This is a genomic window from Spirosoma terrae (assembly GCF_010435915.1).
GTDB lineage: Bacteria > Bacteroidota > Bacteroidia > Cytophagales > Spirosomataceae > Spirosoma > Spirosoma terrae.
This window is the reverse complement of sequence record NZ_JAAFZH010000023.1, coordinates 23459-38482: the sequence shown is the minus strand read 5'-3', so window position 1 is coordinate 38482 and position 15024 is coordinate 23459. Positions and strand designations below refer to the sequence as shown.

At 45.7% G+C, this 15024-nt stretch carries 12 protein-coding genes; 7 read left to right on the top strand and 5 right to left on the bottom strand.

Annotated elements, in window-relative coordinates:
• Window positions 1–123 precede the first annotated feature (123 nt).
• Together GK108_RS29435 and GK108_RS29430 are read left to right on the top strand one after the other, a co-directional pair.
• Window positions 124–1326, top strand: coding sequence for a ComEC/Rec2 family competence protein (locus tag GK108_RS29435; RefSeq protein ID WP_246225268.1), 1203 nt, complete (start codon window positions 124–126; stop codon window positions 1324–1326).
• A 9-nt stretch (window positions 1327–1335) separates the two neighbouring features.
• Complete coding sequence (locus GK108_RS29430; RefSeq protein WP_163955178.1) at window positions 1336–2202, top strand: glycerophosphodiester phosphodiesterase family protein; 867 nt, start codon at window positions 1336–1338, stop codon at window positions 2200–2202.
• Between the two features lie 48 nt (window positions 2203–2250).
• Here GK108_RS29430 and GK108_RS29425 read toward each other — a convergent pair whose 3' ends face one another.
• Window positions 2251–3249, bottom strand: a complete 999-nt coding sequence (locus GK108_RS29425; protein WP_163955177.1) for a patatin-like phospholipase family protein — start codon at window positions 3247–3249, stop codon at window positions 2251–2253.
• A 256-nt stretch (window positions 3250–3505) separates the two neighbouring features.
• On the opposite strand from GK108_RS29425, the gene GK108_RS29420 reads away from it, so the two are divergent.
• Window positions 3506–4480 (top strand): polyprenyl synthetase family protein, encoded by a 975-nt coding sequence (locus tag GK108_RS29420; protein ID WP_163955176.1) that lies wholly within the window; start codon window positions 3506–3508, stop codon window positions 4478–4480.
• Between the two features lie 47 nt (window positions 4481–4527).
• On the opposite strand, the gene GK108_RS29415 is transcribed toward GK108_RS29420, so the two are convergent.
• Window positions 4528–5316, bottom strand: a complete 789-nt coding sequence (locus tag GK108_RS29415; RefSeq protein ID WP_163955175.1) for a sterol desaturase family protein — start codon at window positions 5314–5316, stop codon at window positions 4528–4530.
• Window positions 5317–5501: 185 nt separating this feature from the next.
• On the opposite strand from GK108_RS29415, the gene pafA reads away from it, so the two are divergent.
• Window positions 5502–7166: an alkaline phosphatase PafA gene (pafA, locus tag GK108_RS29410; RefSeq protein WP_163955174.1), complete on the top strand. Its 1665-nt coding sequence runs from the start codon at window positions 5502–5504 to the stop codon at window positions 7164–7166.
• 79 nt (window positions 7167–7245) lie between these two features.
• On the opposite strand, the gene GK108_RS29405 is transcribed toward pafA, so the two are convergent.
• A complete protein-coding gene (locus GK108_RS29405) occupies window positions 7246–8010 on the bottom strand; it encodes a biotin--[acetyl-CoA-carboxylase] ligase (RefSeq protein ID WP_163955173.1) in 765 nt (254 codons plus the stop codon).
• Between the two features lie 112 nt (window positions 8011–8122).
• Between GK108_RS29405 and rsfS the strand changes: the two genes are divergently transcribed.
• Together rsfS and ftsH are read left to right on the top strand one after the other, a co-directional pair.
• Window positions 8123–8518, top strand: a complete 396-nt coding sequence (gene rsfS / locus GK108_RS29400; protein WP_163955172.1) for a ribosome silencing factor — start codon at window positions 8123–8125, stop codon at window positions 8516–8518.
• Between the two features lie 125 nt (window positions 8519–8643).
• Complete coding sequence (gene ftsH / locus GK108_RS29395; protein WP_163955171.1) at window positions 8644–10674, top strand: ATP-dependent zinc metalloprotease FtsH; 2031 nt, start codon at window positions 8644–8646, stop codon at window positions 10672–10674.
• Window positions 10675–10742: 68 nt separating this feature from the next.
• Here ftsH and GK108_RS29390 read toward each other — a convergent pair whose 3' ends face one another.
• On the bottom strand, window positions 10743–11234 hold the full coding sequence (locus GK108_RS29390) for a metallophosphoesterase family protein (RefSeq protein ID WP_163955170.1): 492 nt from the start codon (window positions 11232–11234) through the stop codon (window positions 10743–10745).
• Window positions 11235–11266: 32 nt separating this feature from the next.
• Complete coding sequence (locus GK108_RS29385) at window positions 11267–12946, bottom strand: fatty acid--CoA ligase (RefSeq protein WP_163955169.1); 1680 nt, start codon at window positions 12944–12946, stop codon at window positions 11267–11269.
• A gap of 486 nt (window positions 12947–13432) precedes the next feature.
• Between GK108_RS29385 and GK108_RS29380 the strand changes: the two genes are divergently transcribed.
• Window positions 13433–15019, top strand: coding sequence for a hybrid sensor histidine kinase/response regulator (locus GK108_RS29380; protein ID WP_163955168.1), 1587 nt, complete (start codon window positions 13433–13435; stop codon window positions 15017–15019).
• Window positions 15020–15024 lie beyond the last annotated feature (5 nt).

The window sequence follows — 15024 nt, the reverse complement described above, 5'->3', positions numbered from 1 at the left end:
CATGCAAAATCCCCCGTGAGCTATCTTGCGGGGGATTTTTTTGCTAAACAGAGAGGACCTGGAAAGTTGCCGATACGTATGCGTCGATTATTGATCCTTTGCTTCGTGTGCTCTTTTGCTTGTATGAGCTGGGGGCAGATTGGCCAACCGTTAGCAGACAGGCAACCGGGCCAGCTCGATATTCATCATATTAATACCGGCGCTGGAAATGCTACGTTCGCTGTTCTGCCCGATGGTACTACGTTGCTGATCGATGCCGGATCAGTTAATCCACTGGATTGGCGGACTAACCAACCTCGTAATCTGCCCATAAAGCCCAATACCTCACGGCTGGCGGGCGAATGGATTGCGCGCTACGTTCGGAATGTGTTACGTTTCCAGAAGCAGCCAGCGATTGATTACGCGATCGTTACGCATTTTCATGATGACCATATGGGAACGCCATTGAATCTAACCAAAAGAGGAGCCCAGGGATACGTGCTGACAGGCATTACTGAAGTCGCTGAGCATATACCGATTCGTACGATTCTGGACCGGGGCTGGCCTGACTATCGCTACCCTCGCTCGTTTGATAGTGATTCGATGGTCATTAATTATCGTCAGTTCCTGGACGATAAAATTCAGAAGAAAGAGCTGGTCGCTGAGCGGTTCCGGGCAGGACGTAACGATCAGATTACGTTAAAAAAGCAACCTGATGTATACAAGTCAACGTTCGAAATCAGGAATGTGGCCGTAAATGGAGAAATCTGGACAGGCAGCGATTCGTCGACGCGAGCGCTTTTCCCTGATCTGGCGACGCTAACGGCCGCACAATATCCAAACGAAAATATGTGCAGCATTGCCCTACGGATTCGCTATGGTAATTTCGACTATTTTTCGGGAGGAGATATCTATGGTGTTTTGCAGTTTGGTGAGCCTGCCTGGCATGATGTAGAAACGCCTTTAGCGCAAGTTTTGGGTCCAGTAGATGTTCAATTGCTTAATCACCACGGCTACAAAGATTCCGAAAATGGGTCGTTGTTGAGTCGCTTACGGCCTCGGGTTTTGGTTGTCCCGGCCTGGGCATCGTCTCATGCCGACAGGAGTGTGCTGGAACGTATCTATTCTAACGAAGTCTACCCTGGTGAGCGCGATGTATTTGTGACAAACCTACTCGACGAAACAAAAGCATTGATCAGCGATTATCTGCCGCAGTTTAAAAGCGCATCAGGGCACGTTGTTGTCCGGGTTGAGATAGGAGGTAAAACCTATCGGGTTTTCGTTGTGGATGATAATACGGAAACCTTAACAGTAAAATCAGTTCATGGCCCCTATCAGGCCAACTAATTAATCGTTATGAAAAGCATTTATTATGTATTGATTGCCCTAGGCATAAACACGGGAGTAGCGGCCCAATCTATAAATCGATTTCGTGATAGTAAAACAGCCGATGCCTTTTTAACGTATCGTTCAAATCAGAAGAAACCACTCATCCTGGCGCACCGGGGTGGACCTGGGGCAAATGACACGGAAAACTCGATTACAACGTTCGACCAGACGGCTAAACAACTGCCCGACGCTATTATTGAAATGGATGTTCGGATGACGCGCGATAGCGGTCTTGTATTATTGCATGACCCGACGCTGGATCGTGAATCAGATGCACTAGGGCCTGTATCGGAGAAAAGCGTAGATCAACTGAAATCGATTCGACTAAAAACGCTCTCTGGTACCCTGACCGACCAGCCTATGCCAACGTTTACCGACATACTAGCCTGGAATAAGAATCGGTATATGTTGGCACTCGACGTAAAACCCGGAACTGATCCGCTCATGGTCATGAAGGAAGTTAAAAAATATAAAGCAGAGCATTCCGTTTTTGTCATCTGCTATTCGCTGGCCGAAGCGCAACGCGTACGTAACGTTTATCCGGAATTGTGGCTGGCTGTGGGAGTCAACAGCGAGGCCGACCTGGATCGATTTGAAAATGATACGTTGCCCAAATCAAGATTGATAGCACTCACCCCTCAGAAACTGCAATCGACTACGTTCTATGACCGGCTGCACAAGCTGGGTATCCGTTGCTCGGTGGGTACGTATGGCGCGGGGCAACTGGACGAAGAACCATTGCCAAAGGCGGCTGCTGGCTATCAAAATCTAGTTAAACAAGGCGGAGATATTATCACGACAGATCGCCCTCTTGAGGTCGATCGATTATTTTGAGTATCTGTCGTAACGTGATTTTGTTCGCAACTACGTAGCAATATCACGTTATGATAAAGGCATTGATTGATCGTTATTTGGTTTTCTTTCCAGCTTCAGTACGTCGATTCCGGCCTGATAGCCCATCACAATCAGACGGCCAATATCGTCGGAGGTAAATTTCATAAGATTGAGATAAAGTGGTTCCGTCGGGCGAATAATAGTTAAGTGCATGGGTCGCCCATGGAACTGCTCGCGTTCAGCAAAACGCTCGGCCCAGGCAATGTCGTTGTTAACCAGTTGATTAACTGTAATGTCCTTCACGCGGTCCATCAGATTGAGGAGATTACGATAGTTGAACTTTTCATTGTAAATCTTCCGGGCGTGACAGGCAACGCAGGCAATTTCAGTAGCCCCATCCTCGATGGCAACCCGTAGCGGGGCCACTTCGCGTAAGCCTCCATCCAGAAAGGCTTTTCGGTGATCACCGCCAATTTGTATGGCAGGCATCAGAAAAGGTAAGGAGCTACTGGCGTATACGTAATCGAGAAAATGAGGGTCTTGCTCATCGGCGTAACGCATATCGCCTTCAATGATATCGACGGCTCCAACTTTTAGTTTTACGGGGCCGTTTTTTATCGTTTCCAGATTAACATGATTACGAATAAGCGTTTGAAGGGGCGAATTATCCAGGAGGCCATCAAAGCGCCGGATCAACGTATTGTAGCCCAATCTGAAACGCGAACGGATAACGGCTACATCGTCTGGTCTGGTTATGTTTCGAATCCAGAATTCAATCAGGTGCTTGCCTACTTTTTCCCAATTGATTTGTCCAGTCTCCTGATGCTGACGGGCCGCTTCGTTGGCAATAAACGTAGCGTTTAAACTACCGACCGAAATGCCATACAAACGATCAGGAACAAAACCCGACTCAAAAAGAGCCATAACGGCTCCGGCCTGAAAAGCCCCTTTTAGAGAGCCTCCACCCAGAACAAGGGCTTTGTCTGGCTTTACTTCAGAAGGAACAGCGGCTGGTTGGGGGAGGGGCGGAACCGGATTGTTAATCATAGATACGAGTCTAGGGTTGAGGTAGATTGTCGGTAAATTGGAAGTTTTTACTGGATAAACAAAAGAAAAATGACTATAAACATGATGGGTTTTATGGCCGGCTTTTTCGGCGTCTGGGCTTTACTTGCTATACTTGCCGAAAATTTAGTCGATAGTTGTTCTGATCACCGGTTGACAGTAGCGAAAGAATATTCATTACTGCTATCAATTGTTTAACGACCACTGTCGGCAGACTATTGACTACCGTCGACGTAATATGCCTCTCTCTGTTGCTGATATCCAGGCCCCCATTGCTGCCGAAATGGAGTTGTTCGAGCAGAAGTTTCGGGGGCAGATGAAAAGCGACGTTATGCTGCTGGACCAAATCATGAATTACATCGTGAAGCGGAAGGGAAAGCAGCTCCGCCCCATGTTTGTGTTCCTGACAGCTGGTGTGTGCGGCCAAATTACGGAAGCTACGTATCGGGGGGCTTCGCTAATCGAATTGCTCCACACGGCTACGCTGGTTCACGATGATGTGGTTGACGATTCTAATTACCGGCGCGGATTTTTCTCGGTTAATGCGCTTTGGAAGAATAAAGTAGCAGTTTTAGTCGGCGATTATTTACTATCGAGAGGCTTGTTATTGTCCGTCGATAACGGCGATTTCGAATTGCTACAGATTGTCTCGAATGCTGTTCGGGAGATCAGCGAGGGTGAATTGCTACAGCTATACAAAGCCCGTCGGTTAGACATCACGGAAAAGGTCTATTACGAGATTATTCGTCAGAAAACAGCGTCGCTGATTGCAGCCTGTTGTGCTGTTGGTGCACGATCGGCCGGAGTTGATACGGAAACGATTGAGCGGGCCCGGTTTTTCGGTGAAAAGGTAGGTATCGCTTTCCAGATCAAAGACGATCTTTTTGATTACGGAACGGCTGAGGTTGGTAAGCCGCTTGGCATCGACATCAAAGAGAAAAAGATGACCCTGCCGCTTATCTATGCACTCAGCAAAGCATCTTTTCTGGAAAAGCGACGCATTATCAACATCGTCAAAAACGACAGCGAAAACCCCAAGAAGGTTGACGAAGTCATTGCGTTCGTTAAGAACTCCGGCGGTATTCAGTACGCTACCGAAGCTATGAATACGTACGTAGCAGAAGCGCAATCGCTGCTGAATTCATTCCCGGAATCACCCTATCGACAGTCGTTGCATCAATTGGTTCAGTACACGATCGAACGTAGTAAGTAAGCGCCTGAGTAAAGAGCGGTTATAATCACTCTATTTTGCACTCTACACTACAAATTACTGTCTTCCTTACGGGTCTTTTGTTCAAATAGCTGATGGAAGTTAGGGCTTTCTGTTTTCATCCATTTATCCCAGAACGTAAAATAAAGGCCATAGTTAAAACGGAACTGCGAATGGTGGAGGCTATGGTGAGTAGCGCCAATCAGCCAGCGCCCTAGCCAATGCCGGTCAAAATCGCGCGGATAAATTTCCGTATTCAGATGGTTGATTGTACTGGATATGGTCATAATGATAAGCAACAGTCCAACGGCTGAAACATGCAACGGGATCACGAATGTTAAAACAGGAATAACAATAGCCTGCAACGTGCTTTCTACTGGATGAAAGGAAAAAGCGGTCCAGGGAGACGTAGTGATACTGTCATGATGCGTTTTATGCACCCAACGATACACACCAGGTCGGTGCATCCATCGATGAATCCAGTAATAGTACGTCTCATGAACAAACATTACAGACAGTATACTTAGCGGATACCACACGATTGGATACTCGTGGATGTTGGTGTATAGTTGGGTGTAGTTGTGCTGGTAAGCGATAATCATGCCTACAGCAATGGCTGTAAAGATCAATGACGTGATGAGCGACCAGCCAATCTCGCGCCAATCCTGTCCAATCTTGCGGGGACGCTGCTGTACTGCCCGATGAGCAAACTGTTCTTTCAGTGATATTTTAAACAGCCACCAGAACAAGAGCGAAAAAATAACGTAGCGGCCAAAAATGGCGATGAAGAATAGCAGGGCTGTCAGCCAGAACGTAGTTGGTGTATGTATCTGAATCATGACTACGTAGTACGGTCAGAAATAAGAACCGCTTTCAGGTCAACGCAATGAGCGAAAGAATGTTAACAATAGCTTCTGATTTATCAGAATATGGCCCTAATATATTCCTGTTTTTGCATTCTGAGCCTTCCCACGATTTGTTTGTACATTTGTAGTCAGTACCCCAACCAACTTAACCCGGTTTCATGCGCTTATATTCTCCTGTTTTTTTGCTGTCGTTATTGGCGGCAACGGCATTTGCCCAACCCAAAAAAACAACTGCTACCAGTCAGGCGTCATCGCAATCGCTTAAACGACCCAAACTGGTTATCGGTATCATTGTTGATCAGATGCGTTACGACTACCTGTATCGCTATTACAACAAATTCGGTACGGGCGGTTTTCGCCGTATGATGAATGAAGGTTTTAACGCACGTAACAACCACTATCATTATGCAGCAACCTATACTGGACCTGGTCACGCGGCTGTATATACGGGCTCTGCACCAGCGCTAAATGGTATTGTGGGCAACGATTTTTATGATCGGAAGTTAGGGCGCCTGGTCTATTGCGCAGAGGATACCACTGTTAGTACGGTTGGTAATACAGGAAGCGCAGGAAAAATGTCTCCTCGTAATTTGCTGGTAACTACGATTGGCGATCAGCTCAAACTCGCGACTGATGGGCGCGCCAAAGTGATTGGAGTAGCCTTAAAAGACAGAGGAGCGATCATGCCCGCTGGTCACGCTGCCGATGGCGCCTACTGGTTCGATTCGAAGGATGGTAATTTCATTAGCAGTACGTTCTATCAGAAAGAGTTGCCCCAGTGGGTGCAGGAGTTTAACGCTCGCAAGCTGCCAGAACAGTTTATCACCCAGAAGTGGGAGACTATTCTTCCACTGAATCAGTATACGGAAAGTACACCTGATGATGAGCCTTATGAATCAATATTAGCGGGTGAAACGAAGTCAGTTTTTCCGCACACGTTTGCGATTCAGGCGGGTGGAGCTAAATATGAACCGTTGCGGACAAGCCCGTATGGCGATCAAATCACAAAGGAGTTTGCGCTGGCTGCTATAAAAGGAGAAAAACTAGGCCAACATGATATAACAGACATGTTATGCCTTAGCTTTTCGTCGCCCGACTACATCGGTCATGCTTTTGGAACGCACGCTATTGAAACGGAGGACAATTATATTCGGCTCGATCGTCAACTGAGTGAGATTTTTGCGTATCTGGATACCAATGTGGGAAAAGGTCAGTGGCTGGCTTTTTTATCGGCCGATCATGGCGTTGTTGACGCGCCCGGTTTTCTGCAGCAGTACCGAATTCCATCCGGTACCCGTGGTTATGGTGAAGTAGGTGAAAAAGTGAAAGCCGTATTGGAAAAAGCCTACGGCCCCGGACAGTGGATGCTGACTTATTTTAATCAACAAGTCTATCTGAACCATTCATTGCTGACGGAAAAGAAAATAGCCATTCAGGATGTATATGAGCTATTAAAGAGTGAAATACTGAAGCTAGATGGTGTTGCTAATGTGGTTAATCTGCATAACCTGGGTGCTGAAGCGATTCCGGCCATACAGGAGAACCTGTTCCGTAATGTTTTTCATCCAAATCGAAGCGGAGATTTTTACGTATTACAATCGCCCGGCTGGCTCGAAGGACGTAATAAAGGAACAACGCATGGTACTACCTATACGTACGATACACACGTACCATTTTTGCTGTATGGTTGGGGTGTGAGTCCAGGTGAAACGTTACGTCGCACTCACATTCACGATATAGCGCCTACCATTACCGCGTTGCTACATGTGCTGGAACCAAACGGATGTATTGGAAATCCAGTAGAGGAAGCTATTACAAAATAGTCGACCTCATAAAAAAGTGGTGGGAAACGAATGCCATATCTCCAAGATAGGCCTTCGTTTCCCACCACTTTTTTATGAATTAGATTACAAACGAAACTTCTTTAAAATTAAAATACTGCAGTTGCCCGTCTACGGCGATGGCTAATCGGCCTACGCTGTCTATGCCCGTTATAACCCCTCGAAATCGCTGATCATCACGATCAAAGTACGCTTCTTCCTGATAGCGATACAGGGTTTGTAGATACGTTGTCTTTAAGCTGTCGCGTTGATTCGATCGCAATTGCAGGTAGCGCTGTTCGATCGACTCACTGAGCGCACGTAGTATGCCCGACAGATCGTAATTGTCAGGCAGAGGGGCCTGCTGTTGCAAGGATGTGGCCGTTGAATAAGTAAATTCGGTCTGGTTCACGTTTAAACCAATTCCAATGATCGACCAGGCAATGTTTTGTCCCTGAAGAATGTTCTCAATCAAGATCCCCCCCAGTTTCTTATTGTCTGCATATATATCGTTAGGCCATTTGATTCGTACGGGCGTTTCCAGTAAGAGCGACAATGTGTCATATATGCCTAGCGATATAGCCATGTTTAGCCAGAATTGCTCCGTAGCAGCCAGGAAATTAGGTTTTAAAATCAGGGAAAAGGTAAGATTTTGAGCTGGTTTTGCCTCCCAGCTGTTACCACGCTGACCACGACCAGCTGTTTGATGGTCAGTAACGACAATAGTACCTTCGGCTGGGTCCTGATGGGCAATCAAAGCAGACGCTTCGTCGTTAGTAGACTGACAGCTTGGCAGATATTTAACTATTTGCCCAACAAAAAGAGTTTTGGGATAGATTTTGTACAAAATATTGTATAGTTTAGTAGTAGGAAGTCAATGAATGGTACTCTGGATAAATATAATCCATCTTTGAAAAGTACCCGCTGGTTGGCTGATCGTGCAATGTTAAACCGAAAGCATGAGAATAAAGAAAAGCAATGAATTTTCTGCTGAGCAGATGCGTGATTTTGTCGTCCGTGGTATGCTCGAGAAAAAAGCGCAGGATATAGTCGTCATGGATCTGCGTAATGTAAAAAATGCCATTTGCGACTATTTTGTAATTTGTTCGGGTAATTCCGATACCCAGATTGATGCCATCTCGACCTCAATTGAGGAAGAAGTTTACAAAGCCAGCCGCCAGGATCCCTGGCATCGGGAGGGTAAATCGAACAAAGAGTGGATTTTGTTAGATTACGTAGATGTTGTTGCTCACGTATTCAAAAAAGATCGTCGCTCCTTCTACGATTTGGAACAACTCTGGGGCGATGCCGAAATTCAGCACATCGATGAAAGTATGCTGGCAACGGCAAACTAAACATAAACAGTAGATTTCGACCGTTTATTGGGTAGATTAGCCGTCTATCCGAACCGTTTCGCCAGAGAAACATTACTTTGCGAAACGGTGTTACTCATAAAATCCGTTATGTACAGCCTGAGGAAATGTCAGAAAACAATAATAGAAATCCGTTAGTACCCCGAGGTGGCCCAAGAAAACCTAATTTTCAGGGGTGGATTGTTGCGCTGCTGATTGCCGCTATTCTAGGAATTACGTTTTTCAACAAAAACTCATCAACGCATGAGATTGGTCAAAAGCGTTTTGAGCAGATGGTGAAAGACCATGAAGTGGCCGACGTGGTAGTGGTGAATGATAAAATCGCTGAAGTAACACTTACGCAGCAAGCTGCTCAAAGTCCGAAATACCGGGGTATGTTCTCCGATAAGCCATACTTCGGATCCAATCATGGTCCTCACTTTCAATTCCAGATCGCTTCTGGCGAAACGTTCAAGAAGGACTTGGATCAGATACAGCAAGGCTTTCCTGATAATGAGAAAATCGATTATCGATTCGAACAGCGGAGCGATTTCGGTAGTATCATTAGCACCTGGGGCTTCCTGATCGTGATGATACTGGCCATGTACTTTCTGCTTGGACGGATGTCGGGAGCTGGTGGCCCTGGTGGACAAATCTTTAATATCGGTAAATCAAAAGCGGCTCTTTTCGATGCTGATAACAAAGTCAAAATCACGTTCAACGACGTGGCTGGCTTAGATGAAGCAAAAGAAGAGATCAAGGAAATTGTAGATTACCTGAAAAATCCAACCAAGTTTACAAAACTGGGTGCTAAAATTCCGAAAGGCGCTTTGTTAATTGGCCCTCCCGGTACAGGTAAGACTCTTCTGGCGAAAGCTGTTGCTGGTGAAGCTGGTGTGCCGTTCTTCTCGCTATCGGGTTCCGACTTCGTAGAAATGTTCGTGGGGGTAGGAGCAGCGCGGGTGCGTGATTTGTTCAAACAGGCGAAAGAAAAAGCTCCTTGTATCATCTTCATTGACGAAATTGATGCTGTTGGTCGTTCTCGTGGACGTGGTTCTATGCCCGGCGCCAATGACGAACGTGAAAATACGTTGAACTCGCTGCTGGTTGAGATGGATGGTTTTGCCACAGATTCAGGTATTATTATCCTGGCTGCTACCAACCGTCCCGATGTATTAGACTCTGCTCTGCAACGTCCGGGCCGTTTCGACCGCCAGATTAGCATCGACAAACCCGATATCGTTGGTCGTGAAGCTATTTTCCGGGTGCATTTAAAGCCAATCAAACTAGCTGCTGATGTTGATCCGAAAGAATTGGCCGCTCAGACGCCAGGTTTTGCCGGGGCTGAAATCGCAAACGTTTGTAACGAAGCCGCTCTGATCGCAGCTCGTAGCGACAAAGAAGCCGTTGATATGAAAGACTTCCAGGACGCGATGGATCGTGTGATTGGAGGCCTGGAAAAGAAAAACAAGCTTATTTCACCAGAGGAGAAGGAGATTGTTGCCTACCATGAAGCGGGTCACGCAGTAGCGGGCTGGTTCCTGGAGCACGCTGATCCACTCGTAAAGGTGACGATTGTGCCACGGGGCGTTGCTGCACTGGGTTACGCGCAATATCTGCCTCGCGAACAGTACTTATACCGTACTGAACAGTTGATGGACGAAATGTGCATGGCTTTAGGTGGCCGAGCAGCTGAGGACTTGATTTTTGGTAAAGTATCAACTGGTGCTTTAAGTGATCTGGAACGTATCACGAAGCTGGCTTACAGTATGGTGACGATGTATGGTATGAACGACAAGATCGGTAATATTTCGTTCTATGATTCGAAACAAGCCGACTATGCTTTCAATAAGCCATATTCTGAAGAAACGGCCAAGCATATCGATGAAGAGGTTCGTAAGATTGTTGATATAGCCTACACGCGCACTAAAGACCTACTAACCGACAAGCGGGAAGCGCTGGAAGTAATTGCGAAAGAATTGCTGGAAAAAGAAATTCTTTACCAAAATGATCTTGTACGTCTGATTGGGAAGCGTCCTTTTGAGCGTGAGACTGTATATCAGGCTTACAAAAACAAAGGCGTAGCTGAAGAAGTAAAAGAAGAAATCGGAAAAGAAGCTAAACCAGCGGAAACTGAACCTGAGTCTCTTCCTTTATAAATTATTATCAAATCATAAAAAAAGCCTTCATTCTTTAATGAAGGCTTTTTTTATGTTCAGTCTAAAAACTACTTCTTGCCTAATTCAATAGCCTGCATATCTGTAATCTGACCTCCGTCAAGACTAAAACGTAGGGCCGTTCTGATCAAGTGAAAACCAGTTTTCCCCGCAGCGCCGGGGTTGATAAACAACATATTTTTTAGTTTAGGATCACGTACCACCTTTAAAATATGTGAGTGCCCACAAATAAATATATCCGGCGCATTAAGTTGTAAAGTGGGGCGAACAAGTGGGTTGTACTTTGGCGGTGTTCCGCCAATATGAGTCATCCAAATACTAAATCCCTCTATTGTAAAACGTACATGGGCGGGTAAATCCTGAGATTCCTGATCAATATTGCCAGAGACGATTCGTAAAGGCCGAAAGGAACGTAGTTGATCGGCAACTACCAATGCACCCACGTCGCCAGCATGCCAGACTTCATCGCAACTGTCGAAGTGTTTGAACAGTTGAGGGTCGAGATAACTATGTGTATCAGAAAGCAAGCCTATACGTATCATATGTGGTTGGCAACGTAGCAATGGTATAAACATCAGGAAAGAATTTGCGCCTTCATGTCAGAGCGAATTCTTTTTTTGTCGATTTTTCCGACGCTGGTTTTGGGGATTTCCTGTACAAAGATAATTCGGTCAGGCATGTACCATTTATGAATTTCCCCCCGGTCAATTCTAGCTTGTAATGTTTCTTTGATGCCTTCCGCCGTTAGCGAATAGCCTGGTTTTTGGACAACAAGCGCATGTGGCCGCTCTCCCCAGCGTTCATCTGGTAAACCAATAACTGCTGATTCTGCTACGCCCTCCACCTGCGACAAAACATCTTCCATATCCAGCGACGATACCCATTCGCCACCTGTTTTGATCACATCTTTAGTGCGATCGGCAATTACGAGCCAGTTATCGGAACTAATCGTTGCTACGTCGCCCGTGTGCAACCAGCCATTTTGCCAGAGCTCAGCACCTCGTTCTAGGTCGTTGTAATAGCCTTGTGTATTCCAGGGCGTACGGACAACTACTTCACCCAGTGCCTGGCCATCGTGAGGTAGAAAATTACCGTTTTCATCCATTAGACGGGCTTCGACAAATGGCGAAATACGTCCCGCACGCGTACGATACTCCACTTGTTCATCGAGAGGAAGCGAACGTTCAGCATCGTTTAAATAAGCAACAGCCAGTACAGGCGCTGTTTCGGACATACCATACCCTGCCGATACGTTTATGCCTAAATCCAGCGCAGCTTTAGCCAGGCCTTTCGTTAGTGCTGAGCCTCCAATCAGTACGCTCCAACGGCTCAGTTGTGCTTTAAATTTCTGTGCCGCCGGACTGCTAACAAGCATATTCAAAATCGTAGGAACGCAGTGAGACAGCGTAACGCCTTCCGTAACAAGCAGTTTTAGCAGCATTTCTGGGTCGTAGCGGCCAGGATATACCTGTTTCGCCGATAGTAATGTTGCCAGAAAAGGAAACCCCCAGGCGTGGACATGGAACATTGGGGTAATGGGCATATACACATCGGTTCGCGATTTGAACGGAATGGCCTCGTAACCAATTAAATACGTAAGCAATCCCATCGTGTGCATGAATAACTGCCGGTGAGAAAAGTAAACGCCTTTCGGGTTGCCGGTAGTACCCGTCGTATAGAACGTAGTAGCCCAGGTGTTTTCGTCGAAGTCCGGGAACTCGTAGTGATCTGATACGTCCCGTAAAAGCGCTTCGTATTCACCAACGAATCCATTCGGAACATGACCGATTGCGTTGAGATCGGTATAGACTTTATCGCTCAGTAAAACAAACGTATCAACGGTTGTTAGTTTATCTTTTATGGCTTCGAGAATAGGTAGAAAATCTTCGTGAATCAGTACCAGTTTATCTTCAGCATGATTCATTGTAAATAAAATCTGAGCAGGCGACAATCGTACGTTTACCGTGTGCAGAATGGCACCAAGGCTCGTTACGCCAAAGAAGCACTCCAGATAACGATGACTGTCCCAGTCCAGAACGGCAACTGTATCGCCGGGTTTAATGCCTAATCCAGTTAGTACGTTCGCTAACTGCCGCGTCCGGCGATTAAATTCGGTATAATTCATTCGGAATAAATCCCGATAGACAATTTCTCGCTGAGGTTCGTATTTAATGGATTCGGCCAGAATATTCTTTATGAGCATAGGAGGTTCATAAGCCTCCGGTGTACGTGGAATCAATTTCGTCTGGATCATGGTTAATGGGGTCTTTATGTAAAAAACGCAAAAAATCGCTACTGGTTGACTTATTAAAAGAAAAAATAGTAGTGTATTGCCAAGCACAGACAGGGGTGTATACTAATACGTTGGGCGTGAAGGGCTGTCAGATGGTGGAAGTGGATAGTAGGAAAACGAAATTCACTGGAAACAATTAATGGTTATGGTTCGTCTATGGGTAGGAGTTATTCCGTAAAAAAGGGGTAATCTGTTGCATCGTAGCCGACCTGTAAATCAACCCAAGGAGCAACTAACAGAATGCCGTAAAAAAACTAAAAGCGCTTTTTGTTGGTCACCAGTAATATATATTTGGAACCACCTGCCAATCTGACATATCTTCACATAACATTTTCTGGAACTAGAGCTAAAAATGTATCGAAGCATGAGTAAATGCTGCGACGATTTGTTACATCCAGGAGAACGTCTACTGACGTATACCAACGTTATAAATAGTTATCACTGTCTATGATTCTCATTGTTGACGACAGGCCGGAAAATATCTTTCCTCTGAAAAAGATACTGGAACTGCATGGCTTTGCAGTCGATACGGCGGAGTCGGGAGAAGAAGCTTTAAAAAAAGTCCTTAAGACGAACTACTCGGTTATTATTCTGGATGTGCAGATGCCCGGAATGGATGGCTTTGAGGTCGCCAATGCTATTTCTGGTTTCAGTAAGTCAAAAGATACATCCATTATTTTCCTGTCGGCAGTCAACAAAGAGAAGAAGTTTATTACTAAAGGCTATACGTCGGGCGGAATTGATTATCTCACAAAACCCGTTGACCCAGACATACTGGTTTTAAAAGTAAAAACATTACACCGCCTGTATGAACAACAGCAGGAACTGAGAGCTACTCAGGAATCATTACGTAATGAAATTGAAGTCAGGAAGCAGGCCGAAGAAGAATTGGCCGCCCGAATGCAGGATTTGCGACTCGTTCTGGCGTCGCTGCCACAAATGGCGTTTACAATCGGTACCGATTTTCGGATTGAGTATGTGAATGAGCATTGGTTCAACTACTCAAAAGATCCTACGACCTTCCCCGTTGTTCATGATGACGACGAAGCTGTCTGTGAAGAATGGCCAACTTATTTTGAACGAGGCATTGAGTTTACGCGGGAAATCCGATTAAAGGAATTAAAGACGGGCGATTACAGATACCATCTTCTGCGCATCATACCGATTAAGCAACAGGATGCTGTAATGCGTTGGGTAGGTACGTTTACGGATATTCATCCCCAAAAAAGGGCTGCCGAGCTATTGGAAGAACAAGTTACGGCCCGTACCAAAGAACTGTTAGTAAAGAATTCGGAATTAGAGACGACTAACCATGAGCTGCAGCAGTTTACCTGGGTTGTATCACATGATCTGAAAGAACCGCTACGCAAAATTCAACTGCTTCACGATCTGATCAAACAAAAGTATCTGAAAGAAAATCCAGAAGCTATTGCGTACCTGGATCGATCCATTAAATCGTCGGCGCGTTTGTCGGGCCTGATCGATGATCTCTTATCGTACTCACAGTTGTCTGTACCTGCCGTGTTTAAGCCAACTGACCTTACAACACTGGTTAAGGAGGTTCTGGTCGATTTTGAAGACGTAATCAGCCGAAAAAATGCAATCGTTACGGTTGGCGAATTACCGATAATCGATACGATTCCTGGCCGGATCAGACAGGTTTTTCAAAATCTTATCAGCAATGCGCTGAAGTTCTCAAAGAGTAATTTGCCTCCTGTTATTGAGATCAATGCCGACTTCGTGGACGAAAAAGACATCGATAGTTTGTCCGTAGTGAGTGGGCCCTTTTGTCGGATTACAGTAAGCGACAATGGTATTGGCTTCGATGAAAAATTTCTGGACCGTATTTTTGTAATCTTTCAGCGTTTAAATAGTCGTACCAGCTATGAAGGTACCGGCATTGGGCTGGCGATTGCCAAGAAGAATATTGATAAGCATCAGGGAGTTATTTCGGCTAAAAGCCGCATTGATGAAGGTACCCGCTTCATTATTATTTTACCCATTCATCAAGTGAATGAGTTAGTCCCTGAATAAATAAG